The organism is Mycolicibacterium holsaticum DSM 44478 = JCM 12374 (assembly GCF_019645835.1).
Lineage (GTDB): Bacteria > Actinomycetota > Actinomycetes > Mycobacteriales > Mycobacteriaceae > Mycobacterium > Mycobacterium holsaticum.
Map to the genome: position 1 here is coordinate 3925916 of NZ_CP080998.1, position 17012 is coordinate 3942927.

A 17012-nucleotide genomic window follows, 5' to 3' on the forward strand; every position below is an offset into this window, starting at 1 on the left:
CACCGCTGCAAGTGAGCGCACGCCATTATGTAACCATGACCTCTCCCCCGCCCGAGCTGCAGCAGATCGCCAACCCGGCACCGGCATACCGGATGGCAGCAATGCTGCTCGGTGTGGGCACCCTGCACTTTCTGACCCCTAAGCCGTTCGACGCGATCGTGCCTGCCGAGCTACCGGGCAGTGCGCGGTTCTACACCTACGCCTCGGGGGTCGCCGAGCTGGGCACCGCCGGCCTGCTGGCCACGCCAAGGACGCGTCGCCTCGGCGCGCTGGCCGCTGTCGTGTTGTTCGTCTCGGTGTTTCCCGCCAACGTCAACATGGTCCGGCTGTGGTTCCAGGACCCGAGAAAGCCGTTCGTGATGCGCCTGGCCGCGCTGGCCCGGCTGCCGCTGCAGATCCCGATGGTCCTCCAGGCGCTCAGGATCTACCGCAGCTCCTAGGCCGCGTGCGCCTCCAGCAGCGCCGCCAGCTGCTCGGCGTCGGGCAGCGAGTCGGGTGCGACGGTGGTGCCCGTGCGCACGTAGTGGAACGCCGCACGCACCGACTGCACCGGGCAGCCGTGCAACTGCGCCCACGCCAGTCGGTACACCGCCAGCTGAACCGCCGCATGCTGCTTGGCTTCCGGGGTGGCCGGCGGGTCACCGGTCTTCCAGTCCACGACCGTCGCACCGCCGTCGGCGTCGGCGAACACCGCGTCGATGCGGCCCCGCACCACACGACCGCCGATCACCATGTCGAAGGGCACCTCGACGTCCAGCGGTGTGCGTGCGGCCCACGGCGACACCGCGAACGCCGCCTGTAGTTCGGCGAGTTCGTCGGCGACGCCCGCGTCGTGGTCCACCGCACCGGGCAGATCGTCAAGGTCGAACAGCCGCTCGGCGTGGTAGAACCGCTGCACCCAGTCGTGAAAGACGGTGCCCAGCAACGCGTGTGGATCTGGACGCGTCGGCAGACGGCGCCGCAGCCGCTGCGCCACCGCGTCGGGGTCGCGGCCGAGCTCGACCATTGTGCTGACCGAAATCTGCGCCGGAAGCGCGGGCACGGCACGCTCGACCGCTCGCTCACGTTCGGCAAGCAGCGCGTCGACGTCCGATGCCCAGCCCTCGTCGGAGTCCGCGGGGGCGGCCTGCTCGAGTCCTCCTGACATCGCCCGCGCCACCCACTCGGCGCCCCTGTCGACGTCGCTGCGCCGCAGCCCGGCGTGATCGGCCGGCCATACCGCCTCGATCACCTTGTCCCGCAGCGGGTTCGGCTCGCCATCGGCAGGGGCGGGTGCCCAGTGTTCGATGATTCCGCACGGCTCACCGGCACCGGTCGACCGGTCGATGATGTCCTTGAGCTCCTGCAGGAACTCCGACGGCCCGCGCGGCTTGCTTTCGGTGGCGCCCCAGTGATGACCCGACAGCAGCAGCGTGTCCTCGGCCCTGGTCAGCGCCACGTACAGCAGCCGGCGTTCCTCGTCGATACGGCGCTGCTCGAGCAGCTTCTTGTGGTCGAAGATCTTGTCTGACAACTTTTTGCGGTCGTTGACGTCGGAGGTGTCCAGCACGGGGACGCCGTGTTCGGAGGTGGTCGCCCGGTCCCCGCGCAGCAGCGGTGGCAGATCACCGGCGTCGGTGAGCCACGTGCGGGTGGTCCCGGTCGACGGGAAGACCCGACCGCTGAGGTGCGGCACCGCCACCACCTGCCACTCCAGCCCCTTGGCCGCGTGCACGGTGAGAACCTGCACCCTGTCGTGGGCGACGGCGATCTCCGCCGGCGCCAGTCCGTCCTCCACGTCGGCGGCGACGTCGAGATATGCCAGCAGCCCGGGCAGCGTCGCGGCCGGGCGCGCGGCGAAGTCGGCCACCACGTCGGCGAACGCGTCGAGGTGCTCGGTGCCCGACCATCCGGCCGAAACCGGCTGCCCCGCACGGGCTTCGACGTCCACGCCGAGCACCCGGCGCACCTCGGCGACCAGTTCGGGCAGCGGATGCGACAGGTGCGCGCGCAACGCGGTCAGCTCCCGGCCCAACGCGACGATCCGGGCGTGTCCGGCCGCCGAATACGCCGACGGCGGACCCGGATCACAGATGGCGTCGGCCAGGCAGGCGGCGTCGGCGTCGGGCGCCGCCTGCGCAACGACCCGCTCGACCGCCCGGTCGTCGTCGATCGCACCGGTGTCGTCGAGGTCGCGCGCGCGTCGCCACAGCGCCGCGACGTCGCGCCCGCCCAGCCGCCAGCGCGGCCCGGTCAGCACCCGCATCGCGGCGCTGCCCGCGGTGGGTTCGGCCAGCAGCCGCAACATGGCCACCACGTCGGCGACCTCGGACACGTCGAGCAGACCGGCCAACCCCACGACCTCAACCGGCACCCCGCGCGCGCCGAGCGCTTCGGCGATCGGCGCTGCGTCGGCGTTGCGGCGCACCAGCACCGCAGCGGTCGGGGTGGCGAGGCCGTCGTTTCGCGCGCCGTGATAGGCGTTCGCGATGTGTTCGGCGATCCAATCCCGTTCGGCTGCCACGTCGTTCAACAAGGCACAGCGGATGGTGCCGGGCTCGGCGTCGGGCCGGGGCAGCAACGTCCGCACGGACACCGACCGGCGCCGCGCCTGCGCGGAGACCGCGTTGGCCAGGTGCAGCGCGCGCGGCGGGTTACGCCAGCTGGTCCGCAGCTCCAGGGTCGGCGCGGGGCTGCCGTCGGGCCGCGGGAAATCGGTGGTGAACCTCGGCAGGTTGGTGGCCGAGGCGCCGCGCCAGCCGTAGATCGACTGGATGGGGTCGCCGACCGCGGTCAACGCGAGCCCACCGTCGACTCCCCCGCCGAACAGCGACGACAGCGCCACCCGCTGCGCATGCCCGGTGTCCTGGTACTCGTCGAGCAGCACGACCCGATACCGTTTGCGGAGTTGCTCCCCGACAACGGGAAACGACGAGGCAAGCCGGGCGGCCGCGCCCATCTGCATGCCGAAGTCCATGACCTTCTCCGCACGCATCCGTTGGTGCAGAGCATCGATGAGCGGCACCAGTTCGGTGCGCGCGGTCTGGGTCGACAGCAGCCGCAGCAGCCACTGGCTGGGCCCGCGGTCACGCTGGTAGGGCCCGGCGGGCAGGGTGTGCACCAACCGCTCCAGTTCGACATGGGTGTCGCGCAGCTGGTCGGTGTCGACGAGGTGCTCGGCGAGTTGGCCGGCCAGCCGCAGCACCATCGAGGTGATGGCTGCCGGTGTCTTGTCGGTTTCCAGCCCGGGGTGCTCGCATACCACCCGAAACGCCAACTGCCACATCTCGGTTTCGCTGAGCAGGCGGGTCTCCGGCTCGACCGGCAGGAGCAGGCCGTGCTCGCGCAGCAGGTCACCGGCGAATGCGTGGTAGGTGCTGATGGTGGCCGGTTCGTCGCAGTCCGCCGGTGCGCCGGCCCCGGCACCGGGCACCAGGCCGGCGCCGGCCAGCCGGGCCAACCGGGTGCGCACCCGGCGCAGCAACTGGGCGGCGGCTTTTCGGGTGAACGTCAGGCCGAGCACCTCGCCGGGCCGGGCGTAGCCGTTGGCGACCAGCCACACCACCCGCGCCGCCATCGTCTCGGTCTTGCCCGCGCCGGCGCCCGCGATGACCACGAGCGGTCCCGGTGGGGCGGCGATCACGGCGGCCTGCTCATCGGTGGGCGCGAAAAAGCCCAGCCGGTCGGCGAGTTCGGCCGGACTGTAGCGCGGGGTCATGACCGGCCCCCGGCGACCGCCTGGGCCGGGCACATCGACCGCACCGGGCAGTGGTTGCAGCCGTCGTTGATCCGCGCGACGAACCCGGGGCCCTGGGTGTGCGCGGCGGCGCGGCGCACGGCCTCGCGCCACTGTTCGCGCGCGTCGGGGGTCAGCGCGTCCTGCTCACGCTCGGTGGCGCCGGAGGCGTTGGTCTTGCCGAGGTAGACCAGACGTCCACCGCCGGGGAAATCGCCCTGGGGTACCAGGCCTTCGGCGATCGCCAGCTGATACATCGCCAGCTGGGCGTGACGCTGCGCGTCGTCCTTGGTGACGGGGCTCTTGCCGGTCTTGATGTCGACCGCCACCAACCGGCCTGCGCTGTCGCGTTCGATGCGGTCCACCCGGCCCCGTACCCGCACCTGCGGTTCGCCGTCGTCGCCGGCCGCGATGACCCCGTCGACGTCGACCTCGGTGCCGACCTCGGTGAGCTCGCGGCGGCTCTGTGCGCGCCACTGCATGAAGGTGGACAGCATCGAGCGGTGCCGGGTGAGCTCGTTGTCGGCATACCACGCGGAATCGAAAGGCAGCTTGTTCCAGACCTTTTCCAGCTCGTTGAGCATCTGGCTCTCGGTTTTGCCCGGATCGGCCACCAGCGCGTGCAGCAACGAGCCGATCGCCGAGCGCACGTCGCGACCGTCGGTGCCGCCGTGGCGTTCGAGCAGCCAGCGTAGCGGGCAGTCGGTGAGAATCTGCAGCGTCGAGGGCGACAGCACCACTGTGTGGTCGCCGCACCACAGGGGTTCCTCGGTGGAGACCGGGGTCATGGCGTACCACTGCCCCGGATCCGCACCGGGCAGCCCGGCCGCCGCCAGCCGCGCCAGTTGGGTTGCCGCACATGCCCGGGTCGCGTCGTCGACGGCGCCGTCGGGCGCGCACACCACCGCGCGCAGCCGCCCGACCAACGCCGCCGGCGCCAACAGCCGCGGCGCCGTGATTGGGGCGATATCGGCCGGGTCGGCTTCGGTGGCGATGGCGGCCAGCTCGTAGCAGAACGACGACGGCAGCATCGAGTCGTCGCCGTTGTCGCTGTCGACCGCGGTGACCAGCAGCCGGTCCCGGGCCCGTCCCATGGCGGCGATCAGCAGCCGGCGTTCCTCGGCCAGCAGGGGCGCCCGGGTGGACAGGCCGCGATCCTCGTCGGCGGCGACGCCGTCGAGGACGTCGACCAGCTGCTGGGTGGCCAGCACCCCGCCGCGCGGGACGGTGTTGGGCCACAACCCTTCCTGCACACCGGCGATCACGACGAAATCCCATTCGCGGCCCAGTGCGGCGTGCGCGCTGAGCACGGTGACCGCGTCGGTGTCGCGCTCGTCGCGCGGGGCGGCCGGCGCCCCGAGGGCTGCCACGTGGTCGAGAAGACCGCGCAGCGAGGCCCCCGCGGTGTGGTTGACGTACTGCTCGGCGACGTCGAACAGCGCGGTGACCGCGTCGAGGTCGCGGTCGGCCTGCGCGCCCGCGATGCCGCCGCGTTCACTGGCAGCCAGCCATCTGCGCTGCAGGCCGGACCGGTGCCACGCCTGCCACAGGGTGTACCGCGGGTCTTGGCCCGCATCGAGGGTGCGGCGGGCGGCGCTCAGCACCGCGCGGACGCGTCGCATCGGCCGGTCCAGGTTGTCGGGCAGGGCAGCGGCGCCCTTCTCGAGGGCCGCGACGAGCAGTTCGGCGAACGGGCGCGGGGGCTGGCTGCCGTCGGCGCGGCGCAGGGTGCGCCGCAACTGGCGCAGCGACACCGGATCGACCCGGCCGATGGGTCCGGTGACCAGCGCGAGCGCCTGCTCGCCGTCGAGTCCGTGCGCGGTGGCGTCCAGCACCGTCAACAACGCCTGCACTGCGGGTTGGTCAGCCAAAGGTATGCCCGCTGCCGGGATCTCGACGGGCACGCCTGCGCCCTCCAGCGCGCGGGCCAGCGCGGCCCCGTGCCGCGGCACCGACCGCACCACCACCGCCATCTGCGACCACGGCAGCCCGTCGACGAGGTGTGCGCGGCGCAGCGCGTCGGCGATGAGCACCGACTCGGCGTGTGATGAGGCAGCGATCTGCACGTTCAGCGAGCCGCGCCGTCCGTCGCTGCCGGTGAGGTGGCGACCCTCGTCGACGCCCGGCAGCCGTCGCGCTGTCGCCGTGATCGCCTCGGCGATCGCCGGGGCGCAGCGGTGCGACTCGGACAGCGTGATCACCGGCTCCTCGCCGCGCAGCAGCGCGGGATCCGCGCCGCGGTAGCCGAACACCGCCTGGTTGGGATCGCCTGCGGCGACGGTCAGCTCGGCGCCCTCGGAGAGCACCCGCACCAACAGGGCCGCCTGCGGATCCAGGTGCTGGGCGTCGTCGACGAGGAGCAGTTTGAGCCGTGCGCGTTCGCCCGCCAGCAGCTCCGCGTCGGTCGCGAAGGCCTCCAGCGCCGCCCCGACGAGCTCGGCTGCGCCCAGGGCGGGGATGGTGGCCTGCGGGGCGGCCATCCCGACCGCGGAGCGCAACAGCATGATCTGTTCGTAGGCCTGCGCGAACTGGCCGGCCGCCAACCACTCGGGCCGGTGCGCACGACGGCCGATACGTTGCAGCTCAACGGGATCCACCCCGCGTTCGGTGCAGCGCGCCAGCAGGTCACGCAGCTCGGTGGCGAAGCCGGCGGTGCCCAGCGCCGGGCGCAGCTGCGCAGGCCATGCGACCGCGGACGCGTCGCCGTCCTCGAGATCACCGGCGAGCAGTTCGCGGATGATGCCGTCCTGCTCGGCGCTGGTGATCAGGCGCGGCGGCGGGTCGCCGTTGCGCTGCGCGGCCAGCCGCAGCACCGCGAAGGCATAGGAGTGCACGGTGCGCACCAGCGGTTCACGCACGACCGTGCGGTCACCCGCTTGCAGCAGCGTCGCGGTGATGGCGGCCCGGGCCTGCGCGCCGAGCCGGGCCGAACCGGTCAGCAGCAGAACCGATTCGGGGTCTGCCCCGGCGGCGATGTGCGCGGCGGCGGTTCGGATCAGCAGCGTGCTCTTCCCGGTGCCCGCGCCGCCGACCACGCGGACTGCCCCACGCAAACCAGGTTCGGTGAGCGCGGCCGGTGTCAGGTCGGTGTGCGGTGCGGACATGTCCGAATGACACCACGGGGGTCCGACAAGTCGCCGTCACCGCTGATGGCAGCATCAGATCCGTGACCGCCACGCTGCATGTCCACCGCTACGGACCAGACCGGCCGACGGACGTCCTGGCGCTGCACGGCCTGACCGGACACGGTCAGCGGTGGCAGACGTTCGCGGTGCGGCATCTGGCCGAGTTCGCGGTCGTCGCGCCGGACCTGATCGGGCACGGCCGATCGTCGTGGGCGGCGCCGTGGACGCTGGACGCCAACGTCGCCGCGCTGTGCGCACTGATCGAGGCCGACGGTCCGGTCGTGGTGGTGGGGCACTCGTTCGGCGGCGCATTGGCGTTGAATCTGGCTGCCGCGCGGCCGGATCTGGTGTCGGCGCTAGTGCTGCTCGACCCGGCCGCCGGCCTGGACGGTGAGTGGATGCGCGACATCGCCGACGACATGCTGGCCTCCCCCGACTACACCGACCGCGCGGAAGCCCGCGCCGAGAAAGCTCACGGATCGTGGGGTGAGGTCGAACCGGCCGAGTTGGACCGCGAGCTCGACGAGCACCTTGTCGCGCTACCCAACGGCCGGGTGGGCTGGCGGGTCAGCATCCCGGCGATGATGTCGTACTGGAGCGAGCTGGCCCGACCGGTCCCGTTGCCGCCCAAGGGAATACCGACCACGCTGGTCCGCGCCGGCCGTACCCGTCCGCCCTACGCGTCCGATGAACTCATCACGTCGCTGAGCCGACACCTCGGAGCCGCGTTCACATCGGCCGAATGGGATTGTGAGCACATGGTGTCGCACGCCCGTCCCGCCGACACCGCGGTGCTGATCCGCGACGCGCTGAAGCGGAGTTAGCGATGCCGGCGGTCACCGACGAGCAGGTGGAGACCGTGCGCGCGTTGGTCGCCGCGATTCCGCCGGGCCGGGTGGCGACGTACGGCGACATCGCCGAGGCCGCAGGGCTTTCCAGCCCCCGGATCGTCGGCTGGATCATGCGGACCGATTCGTCGGATCTGCCGTGGCACCGGGTGATCCGGGCATCGGGTCGGCCCGCGCCGCACCTGAGCACGCGACAACTCGCGTTGTTGCGTGCCGAAGGGGTGTTGGCCGACGACGGGCGGGTGCGCCTCGCCGAGGTGCGCCACACGTTCTGAGCCGGCGAACGTGGGTTACCGACACGCTCCGTTGCGCGAAAGCGTGCGGGTAACCCACGTTCGCGTCCGAAAGCCGGCTTACAGGATTAGCCGTACCAACGCGGCCGTGCGCGCCAGGCCCGGAAAAGCCGCAGCCGTCGACCTCGGATGCAGCGCGTGCACCGCGATGCGGAACATCAACGCCCGCAACAGCATCTGTGGCCATTCCGGCAGGGCGCTCCAGCGTTCGATGAGCCCGTCGTCGGCCTCGCCCCACGACAGCGCATCGACGACGGCCACCCCCGCCCCCCACGACGCCGGGCGCCAGTACGGGGTGATGTCGGTGATGCCGGGCGCAGCGGTGCCTGCGAACAGCACCGTGCCGTACAAGTCGCCGTGGACCAACTGGCTGGGGCTCTTGGTCGGCCGGCGAAGCGTGGCGAGCATGTTGAGCAGTTCGATCGAGCGTTGCCCGTCGGCGGACCCGGGTGAGACCCGCGCGCCCGGCGGCAGCGAGTGCAGGGGGCGTTCCTCCCAGGCGGCGCGGTCGGCGGCGATGAAGACGTCGACGTCGGCCCACGGCGCGACCGGTGGCTGGGTCAGAAAGCGGGGCCGTTCGAGTTTGGCGGTCGCCTCGTGCAGTCGCACCGCGGCCGAAACCACCTCGTCGTGGCGCGGTTCGGGGCTTCCCGCGACGAACGTGTCGGCGCGCCAGCCGGCCACCACGTATCGCCCGTCGGTGGAGCGCACCGGCCGGGCCAGGCGCACCCCGTCAACGAACAACGTCTCCCGTACCTTCGCCGACCAGGCGGCGCGGGCGTGATCGGCCACCATCGACAGCACGACTTCGCCGCAGCGCCAGCCGCCCTCCCAACTCGACCCGAGCGGCACCGGCTGCACCCCGGTCAGCCCGAACGCCGCCAGCACATGATCCGGCGGGCCATCGACTGTCACCAGCTCAGCCTAAGCCGAGCACGGGCAAACTCGGCGTTAGTACATCACCATGTCGGGTTCGAGTTGCTTGCCCCAGGCAACGATTCCGCCCTGCAGATGCATGGCATCGGAGAAGCCGGCGTTCTTGGCGATGGCCAGGACCTCGGCCGAGCGCACCCCGGTCTTGCAGTAGAACACCGGTGTGCGGTCGACGGGCAGTTTGGCCAGGGCCTCACCGGATTCGAACGCCGGTTTGGGGATCAACTCTGCGCCGTCGATGCGGTTGATGTCCCACTCGACGGGTTCGCGCACGTCGATCAGCGCCAGCGGCTTACCCGAGTCCATCAGCTCACGAAGCTCCAGCGGGGTCACCGTGGCACCGGCGGCGGCCTCGGCGGCCGCGTCGGACACCACGCCGCAGAACTCCTCGTAGTCGATGAGCTCGGTGATCTTCGGGGTGGCCGGATCCTTGCGGATCTTGATGGTGCGGTACGTCATGTCCAGTGCGTCATACACCATCAACCGGCCCAGCAGCGGTTCGCCGATGCCGGTGATCAGCTTGATCGCCTCGGTGCCCATCACGGAGCCGACCGACGCGCACAGGATGCCAAGCACCCCACCCTCGGCGCAGGACGGCACCATCCCCGGCGGCGGCGGTTCGGGATAGAGGTCGCGGTAGTTCAGGCCCCGCTTTTCTCCGTCGGCGCCGTCGGGCGCCGCCTCCCAGAACACCGAGATCTGACCTTCGAAGCGGTAGATCGAGCCCCAGACGTACGGCTTGCCCGCCAGCACCGCGGCGTCGTTGACCAGGTAGCGGGTGGCGAAGTTGTCGGTGCCGTCCAGGATCAGGTCGTACTGCTCGAACAGTTCGACGGCATTGTCGGGCTCGAGGCGGAATTCGTGCAGCCGCACCTCGATCAGCGGGTTGATGTCGAGGATGGAGTCGCGCGCGCTCTGCGCCTTGGACCGGCCGATGTCGGCCTGACCGTGGATGACCTGACGCTGCAGGTTGGACTCGTCGACGACGTCGAAGTCGACGATGCCGATGGTGCCCACCCCGGCGGCGGCCAGATACAGCAGCGCCGGCGAACCGAGTCCCCCGGCGCCGATGACCAGCACCCGGGCGTTCTTCAGCCGTTTCTGCCCGTCCACTCCGAGGTCCGGGATGATCAGGTGGCGGCTGTAACGCGCCACCTCTTCGCGCGTGAGCTCGGCCGCCGGTTCTACCAGCGGCGGCAACGGTGTCGACACCGAATTACTCCTTGATTTGGCTGTTCTGCCTCAACAATATGCCTCCCGCACAACGCCGAATCGGCCGTGCGGCTTCCCGGCGCCCGCGGCCGCGATGAACCCCGGCGGGGACACCGCTGCCCCCGGAAGGGAATTCAGGCGATCGGATAGGGCCAGGGGTTGAACCGGCAGGACTTGCCGTCGGGGTTGACCGTGCCCGGATCGAACCGGGCGGCGTCGTCGTTGTTGGTGGAGAACGTCTGCTGCATCATGATCGGCGCCAGGTCGCCGTCGGCCGGGCACTGCTCGTGGCGCTGGTAGCCGATGGCGTGGCCGACCTCGTGGTTGATCAGGTATTGCCGGTAGGACCCCACATCGCCCTGGAACGGCACGGCGCCGCGGACCCAGCGCGCCTCGTTGATGAACACCCTCGGCTGGCCGTCGGTGTAGGCCGGGTTGTAACAGGACGCCTCGAGTTGGATGTCATAGCCGCAGCCCTCGCGGATCGTCATCGGCGTGGTCAGCGACACCCGGAAATCGGGTGCGACGCCCGAGGTCTCGTCGACGCGCACGAACGCGAACTGTGGATTGTGCGTCCAGCTCTTGGGATTGGCGAGGGTCTCGCTGACCATCCTGGCGAAGCCGTCGTCGCCGCCGAAGGTCGTGGTGTCGATACCGTTCTCCACCTCGACGGTGTAGGTGAACACCTTGGCGGTGCCCTCCCCGACCTGGGGCGCGGCGCCGGGAACGACGTGCCAGGTCTTGGCCCCGGCCTGGGTGAACGGCCCGCCCGCGGGCAGGATCCCGGTGGGCAGGTTGGCGTCGAACTCGGTCAGCCCCTTGGGCGGGGCGCCGATGATCGCGGTGCTGGCCACGCCGATGGTCGGGGGCCCCTGCACCGGGCCTTCGAGTTGCTCGGTCTGGGGTGCGCTGGTGCCGGTGATCGTCTGGTAGACGACGACCACGGTCAGCGCCACGAGAACCGGAAGCGCGTAGGCCCGCCAGCCGTAGGTGGAGACGAAGCGGCCCAGCCAGGTCTGCTTGCGCACGCGGCGGTGCTCGTCGCGGTTGGACCTGACCCGCCCGGACCCCTGCGACAAGGGGTCACGTTGCGCACGGAGCGGCTCGCGCCACTCGTTGCGCAGCGCGGGCACATCTGCCCGGCTCCGCAAGCCCACGCGACGCTCCGAGTCGTGAGTCACCGAATCAGGATGACACAGGCTTAAGCGCAGGTACTTCCGGCGCGCCACCGGAGGCGACGCGACAACCGCCTCCCGCGACGACTTTGCCGACGGTAGTAGTGTCATTGCCTAACCAGACCAGACGAAGGACATGATGAGCGATCTCGCGAATACCGCCGCGAGGAGGGGCGCGCCGCCGAAAAACGGTGACGCGGTGAACCGGCGCGGCAACAGGCTGCCCCGTGACGAACGTCGCGGGCAGCTGCTGGCCGCGGCCAGTGAGGTTTTCGTCTACCGCGGGTATCACGCCGCGGGTATGGACGAGATCGCCGACCGCGCCGGGGTCAGCAAACCCGTTCTCTACCAACACTTCTCATCGAAGTTGGAACTGTATCTGGCGGTGCTGCAGCGGCATGTGGAGAACCTGGTCTCCGGCGTGCGTCAGGCGTTGCGCACCACCACCGACAACCGCCAGCGCGTGCGCGCGGCCGTGCAGGCGTTCTTCGACTTCATCGAACACGACGGCCAGGGGTATCGGCTGATCTTCGAGAACGACTACGTCACCGAACCGCAGGTGGCCGTGCAGGTCAAAGTTGCCACCGAAGCCTGCACCGACGCGGTGTTCGACCTGATCAGCCACGATTCCGGCCTGGAGCCACACCGGGCCCGGATGATCGCGGTCGGCCTGGTCGCCATCAGCGTCGATTCCGCACGCTACTGGCTGAACAACGACCGGCCGATCTCCAAGGAAGACGCCGTGGAGGGCACGGTGCAGTTCATCTGGGGCGGCCTGTCACACGTGCCGCTTACCCGGTCTTAGCCGACTCCGCTCCGACGCCGAACCCGACGCGGCGCACGTCTGCCGCGCCGATCTCGACATAGGCGATCTTGCTGGTCTGCACCAGAAAGCGGCGGCCCTTCTCATCGGTCAGGGCCAGCACGCCCGACTGCTGGTCGAGCGCGTCGGTGATCAGCTTTTCCACCTCGCTTGGTGTCTGCGCGCTGTTGAAGACCAGCTCACGCGGGCTGTCCATGACACCGATCTTGACCTCCACGCTGCGGACCCTTCCGTTCGTCGCACTTGTTGAGAACCTGAGCCAAGGCTAATGGACGGTGCGGACGCCGCGCCGGGCCGGTGAGTTCGCGGTCAGCGAAGCCACTTGCGACGGTGGTCGGGCCGTCGGCTCAAACGGCGACCGAACCGAGTCCGGACCGTGACCAACACACCGGCCGCTAGGCCTCATCCGTCACTCCAGCATCGATAGCATCAGCCGGGTATTGCACCGATACGACTGGGAAAACCCACATGAACAGGCCTTATACCGCACAATCGCCATATTCGCTGACCCCGACCGAACGGTTCGGCACGTATGCCGGCGAGCCACCCGTCGATGAACTCGATTACCCCGACTACGACGCCGACTACCGGTCGAGCTACGACACCCGATACGACGCCGATTACGACGACACCTACGACGAGTACGCCGATGAGTACGCCGACTTCGAGGACGACGAGGCGCGCATCGACCGGCGCTGGATGTGGGTAGCCGGGATCGCCGGGATCATCCTGTTCATCGCCGTCGGCACCACGGGCGTGATCCTGGGCGGCGGTGACAGCGGTTCGGTCACGGCCACCGGCACGTCGACGGCGCCCAGCCCCAGCGCGACCGCGACGTCTGCTCCGCGGGCGACCGCTCCGGCCGCACCGCTGGTGCCGAGCCTGCCGCCGGAAACCGTCACGACCGTGACGCCGACGGCCGAGGTGACGCCGACCGCCCAACCGGTCGTGCCGCCGGCGCAGGCGGCCCCGCCGCCCCCGGCGCCGTCACCGCGCACGGTGACCTACCGGGTCACCGGCAATCGTCAGCTGATCGACCTGGTCACGGTCATCTACACCGATGCGCAGGGCGCGCTGCGCACCGACGTCAACGTGGCGTTGCCGTGGGCCAAGACCGTCGTGCTGGACCCCGGTGTGGAGCTCAGCTCGGTCACCGCGACCAGCGTCGCCGGTCAGCTCAACTGCAGCATCACCGACGCCTCCGGTGCACTGATCGCCGCGCAGAACAACAACACGATCATCACCAACTGCACGAAGTAGCGGGTCGGGCCTCACGCCAGCCCCAGCTCCTCCATCCGGGAGGCGTGCGTGCGTTGGAGCCGGTCGAAGAACTCGGTCATCTGGGTCAGGCCCTCACCGCTGGCCATCACGAGATCGACCAGCTCGTCGTGGTCGGCCAGCACGAACTGCGCCTGCGTGATCGCCTCGCCGAGCAGCCGTCGCGACCACAGGGCCAGCCGGTGACGCTGCTTTTGGCTGGCCGTCACCGCGGACTGCACCTCGGCGACGACGAACTGCGAGTGCCCGGTTTCCGACAGCACCGACCGCACCACGTCGGACACCTCGTCGGGCAGCGCGTCGGCGATCTCCAGGTAGAAATCGGCGGCCAGCGCGTCACCGACGTAGGTCTTCACCAGCGCCTCCAGCCAGGTGCTCGGGGTGGTCAGCCGGTGGTAGTTCTCCAGCGCCGACGCGTACTTCGTCATCGCGGGCACCACGTCGACGCCCCTGCGCTGCAACGCATCTCGGAGCACCTCGTAGTGGTTCATCTCGGCGGCGGCCATGACGGCCATGTTGATCCGGCCGCGCAGGTTCGGCGCCATCCGCGCCTCGTCGGTGAGCCGGTAGAACGCAGCCACCTCGCCGTAGGCCAGCAGCGCGAAAAGTTCGGTCACGCCGGGGTGATCCGGGGACACGCCCGACGTCACCGAGGTGGACCTGGGCTCGGCCGGCGACGTGGAATTCATGGGTCAAGACTAAACGGCGCCCGGCGCGCCGACCGCCTGGCGAGCCCACCCGGGTATGATGGGCACCGGCAGCGGCACTCTGAGCTCGCCGCTTCCAAGAAATGTGCGTGCACGCAGTTGGTCCGCCTATCAGCGCTGGGCCCCGGCAGTAGCTTTCGTCGAACTCGTGCGCGCGTGTGGACGCCATGAGGAAAGACAATTTGAAAGGCTGCTACCCCCGCGTATGACGCATCTCAATCCCACTTTTGCCGAACTCGGAGTTCGCGACGAAATCGTTCGCGCATTGCACGAGGACGGCAAGGAACATCCATTCGCCATCCAAGAACTGACCATGCCGCTCGCGCTCGCGGGCGACGATCTCATCGGCCAGGCCCGCACCGGAATGGGCAAGACGCTCGCGTTCGGGGTGCCGCTGCTGCAGCGCATCACCACCGACACCGACCGGCCGTTGACCGGTATCCCGCGCGCACTGGTCGTCGTCCCGACCCGCGAACTGTGCCTGCAGGTGTACAACGACCTGGCCATCGCGGCCAAGCACCTACGCGTCGGAGACCGCAAGCTGGCCGTCACGTCGATCTACGGTGGACGCCCGTATGAGCCGCAGATCGAGGCGCTGCAAAAGGGCGTCGACGTCGTCGTCGGCACCCCAGGCCGGCTGCTCGACCTGGCCCAGCAGGGCCACCTGCAGTTGGGCGGGCTGTCCGTGCTGGTGCTCGACGAGGCCGACGAGATGCTCGACCTGGGCTTTCTGCCCGACATCGAGCGGATCCTCAAGCAGATCCCCGACAAGCGGCAGGCCATGCTGTTCTCGGCGACCATGCCCGACCCGATCATCACGCTGGCGCGCACGTTCATGAACCAGCCCACGCACATCCGCGCCGAAGCCCCGCATTCGGCGGCCACCCACGACACCACCGAGCAGTTCGTCTACCGCGCTCACGCGCTGGACAAGGTGGAGTTGGTCAGCCGGGTGCTGCAGGCCGAGGGCCGCGGCGCCACGATGATCTTCACCCGCACCAAGCGCACCGCGCAGAAGGTCGCCGACGACCTTGCCGAGCGCGGCTTCAGCGTCGGCGCGGTGCACGGCGATCTGGGCCAGGGTGCCCGCGAGAAGGCGCTCAAGGCCTTTCGCACCGGCGAGGTCGACGTGCTGGTGGCCACCGACGTCGCCGCCCGCGGCATCGACATCGACGACGTCACCCACGTCATCAACTACCAGATCCCCGAGGACGAGCAGGCCTACGTGCACCGCATCGGCCGGACCGGGCGGGCAGGCAAGACCGGCGTCGCGGTGACGTTGGTCGACTGGGACGAGTTGCCGCGTTGGGAGATGATCGACAAGGCGCTGGGGCTGAGCTGCCCCGATCCCGCCGAGACCTACTCCAGCTCCCCGCACCTGTACGAGGAGCTGGGTATCCCGACCGACGCCACCGGCCGCGTCGGCGCACCGGCCGAACCGAAGGCCAAGCGGGCACCGGCCGAGAGGTCGGCCGATCGGCCCGCGCGCACCCGCAACCGCGCCCGCCGGCGCACCCGCGGCGGCAAGCCGGTGACCGGGCATCCCGCGTCGACGGCGACCGAGCAGGCCGCAACCGACGGTGAGGACGCCGCGGCCGACGAGAATGCCAAGCCGCGCCGCCGGCGCCGCCGCCGGTCGGGTAAGGCGCCGGCCAGCGCCACCTAGCGAGGCGCCCCGGCCCGCGATGGTCAAACCCGAACGCCGCACGAAGGCCGATGTGGCGGCGGCCCTGGCGATAGTCGCGGTGATCGCCGTCGTCGCCGCGCTCATCTGGTGGAACAGCGACGCGCGCGCCACGATCAGCAGGCCCGCCGCCGAGCCGGTGACCAAGCTCACCCCGGCCAAGGCGGTGCCTGCCGCACTGCGACAGCTGTGGACGGCGGCCAGCCCGAAGACCAGCAGGCCGCTGGTGGTGGCGGGCAGCGTGGTGACCGGGGACGGCAGCGTTGTCGAGGGCCGTGACCCGGTGACCGGGGACGCACTGTGGAGTTATGCGCGCGACCTGCCGTTGTGCGGGGTCACGTCGGTATACGAATACGTGGTTGCGGTGTATCCCGATGGGCGGGGCTGCGGTCAGGTCAGCACCGTCGACGCCCGAACCGGTGTCCGCGGCCCGGCCCGCACCAGCTACGCCGATCCCGAGGTGACGCTGTCCTCGGACGGCACCACGGTGCTGTCCGCCGGCGACACCCGACTCGAACTGTGGCGCTCCGACATGGTCAGGATGCTCAGCTACGGCGCCCTGGACGCGCGCATCAAGCCCGACGTCCCGGTGGCGCCGCTGTGCCGGCTGGTCTCCGCGGCGGCCAGCTCGAGCGCGGTGTCGGTGCTGGAAGCCTGTCCGCACGAGGCGGACCTGCGCCTGACGCTGCTGCGGCCCTCAGATGAGGAAGACACCCCCGAACTCAAGTACGTGCCGCTGGAGGGTGTCGCCGATGACTCGGGCGCGCGCGTGGTTGCGGTGGCGGACACGACGACGGCCGTGTACGTGCCGACCCCCGAACCGACCGTGCACATCATCGACGAGACGGGCACGACGATCGCCAGCACGGCGCTGCCCGAACCGCCGGCCCCCGACGCGACGGCATCGCGCACCGGGGACCTGATCACGTGGTGGACCGGCGACAGCGTGATGGTGTTTTCCGCCAACGGGCTGCGCTACAAATACTCGGTCGCACCCGCAGGCGACAACGTCCCCCTCGGACCCGCGACGGTGATGGCCGGCCGGTTGCTGGTGCCCGTCACCGGCGGCTACGACGTCTTCGATCCGGCCACCGGGCAGGGCGACCGCCACATCGCGGTGTCACGCCCGCCGCATTCGGCGCCCGTGGTGCCCGCGGTGGCGGGATCGCTGCTGATCGAGCAGCGCGGCGACGAACTGGTCGCGCTGGGCCCCTGACCC

14 protein-coding genes are annotated in these 17012 nt (G+C 70.3%); 7 read left to right on the forward strand and 7 right to left on the reverse strand.

Translation table 11 applies throughout. The features are described from left to right. Positions 1-35: 35 nt before the first annotated feature. Positions 36-440 carry a DoxX family protein gene (locus tag K3U96_RS18865; protein WP_069403966.1) on the forward strand — a complete coding sequence of 135 codons (405 nt, stop codon included), beginning with the start codon at positions 36-38 and terminating at the stop codon, positions 438-440. Here K3U96_RS18865 and K3U96_RS18870 read toward each other — a convergent pair. Together K3U96_RS18870 and K3U96_RS18875 are read right to left on the reverse strand one after the other, a co-directional pair. Then, complete coding sequence (locus tag K3U96_RS18870) at positions 437-3697, reverse strand: ATP-dependent helicase (RefSeq protein ID WP_220690728.1); 3261 nt, start codon at positions 3695-3697, stop codon at positions 437-439. The genes K3U96_RS18865 and K3U96_RS18870 overlap by 4 nt on opposite strands. Further along, positions 3694-6819: an ATP-dependent helicase gene (locus K3U96_RS18875; RefSeq protein ID WP_220690729.1), complete on the reverse strand. Its 3126-nt coding sequence runs from the start codon at positions 6817-6819 to the stop codon at positions 3694-3696. The genes K3U96_RS18870 and K3U96_RS18875 overlap by 4 nt, the downstream gene beginning before the upstream one ends. 62 nt (positions 6820-6881) lie before the next feature. Here K3U96_RS18875 and K3U96_RS18880 point away from each other — a divergent pair, with 62 nt between their 5' ends. Then, positions 6882-7664, forward strand: a complete 783-nt coding sequence (locus K3U96_RS18880; protein ID WP_220690730.1) for an alpha/beta hydrolase — start codon at positions 6882-6884, stop codon at positions 7662-7664. A 2-nt stretch (positions 7665-7666) separates the two neighbouring features. Further along, positions 7667-7963: an MGMT family protein gene (locus K3U96_RS18885; RefSeq protein ID WP_069403969.1), complete on the forward strand. Its 297-nt coding sequence runs from the start codon at positions 7667-7669 to the stop codon at positions 7961-7963. Positions 7964-8041: 78 nt separating this feature from the next. Here K3U96_RS18885 and K3U96_RS18890 read toward each other — a convergent pair whose 3' ends face one another. From K3U96_RS18890 to K3U96_RS18900, 3 genes are all read right to left on the reverse strand, one after another. Beyond that, the gene (locus K3U96_RS18890) at positions 8042-8896 is read right to left on the reverse strand and encodes a TIGR02569 family protein (RefSeq protein ID WP_069403970.1); all 855 of its coding nucleotides are present in this window, start codon (positions 8894-8896) and stop codon (positions 8042-8044) included. Positions 8897-8932: 36 nt separating this feature from the next. After that, entirely contained in the window at positions 8933-10126 is a 1194-nt protein-coding gene (gene moeZ / locus K3U96_RS18895) for an adenylyltransferase/sulfurtransferase MoeZ (RefSeq protein ID WP_069403971.1), read from the reverse strand. A 134-nt stretch (positions 10127-10260) separates the two neighbouring features. Further along, the gene (locus tag K3U96_RS18900; RefSeq protein WP_372514926.1) at positions 10261-11307 is read right to left on the reverse strand and encodes a DUF3152 domain-containing protein; all 1047 of its coding nucleotides are present in this window, start codon (positions 11305-11307) and stop codon (positions 10261-10263) included. Between the two features lie 133 nt (positions 11308-11440). Between K3U96_RS18900 and fasR the strand changes: the two genes are divergently transcribed. Next, positions 11441-12106, forward strand: a complete 666-nt coding sequence (gene fasR / locus K3U96_RS18905; RefSeq protein WP_069403979.1) for an HTH-type transcriptional activator FasR — start codon at positions 11441-11443, stop codon at positions 12104-12106. Here the strand turns inward: fasR and K3U96_RS18910 are convergent. Continuing rightward, positions 12093-12341 carry a DUF3107 domain-containing protein gene (locus tag K3U96_RS18910; protein ID WP_069403973.1) on the reverse strand — a complete coding sequence of 83 codons (249 nt, stop codon included), beginning with the start codon at positions 12339-12341 and terminating at the stop codon, positions 12093-12095. The two genes, fasR and K3U96_RS18910, sit on opposite strands and share 14 nt — an antisense overlap. 251 nt (positions 12342-12592) lie before the next feature. Between K3U96_RS18910 and K3U96_RS18915 the strand changes: the two genes are divergently transcribed. Next, the gene (locus K3U96_RS18915) at positions 12593-13384 is read left to right on the forward strand and encodes a hypothetical protein (RefSeq protein ID WP_220690732.1); all 792 of its coding nucleotides are present in this window, start codon (positions 12593-12595) and stop codon (positions 13382-13384) included. Between the two features lie 11 nt (positions 13385-13395). On the opposite strand, the gene K3U96_RS18920 is transcribed toward K3U96_RS18915, so the two are convergent. Continuing rightward, positions 13396-14091, reverse strand: a complete 696-nt coding sequence (locus K3U96_RS18920) for a ferritin-like fold-containing protein (RefSeq protein WP_220690733.1) — start codon at positions 14089-14091, stop codon at positions 13396-13398. Positions 14092-14314: 223 nt separating this feature from the next. Between K3U96_RS18920 and K3U96_RS18925 the strand changes: the two genes are divergently transcribed. After that, positions 14315-15775: a DEAD/DEAH box helicase gene (locus tag K3U96_RS18925; protein WP_069403976.1), complete on the forward strand. Its 1461-nt coding sequence runs from the start codon at positions 14315-14317 to the stop codon at positions 15773-15775. A gap of 19 nt (positions 15776-15794) precedes the next feature. Further along, the gene (locus K3U96_RS18930) at positions 15795-17009 is read left to right on the forward strand and encodes an Rv3212 family protein (protein WP_220690734.1); all 1215 of its coding nucleotides are present in this window, start codon (positions 15795-15797) and stop codon (positions 17007-17009) included. The last annotated feature ends 3 nt before the right edge of the window (positions 17010-17012 follow it).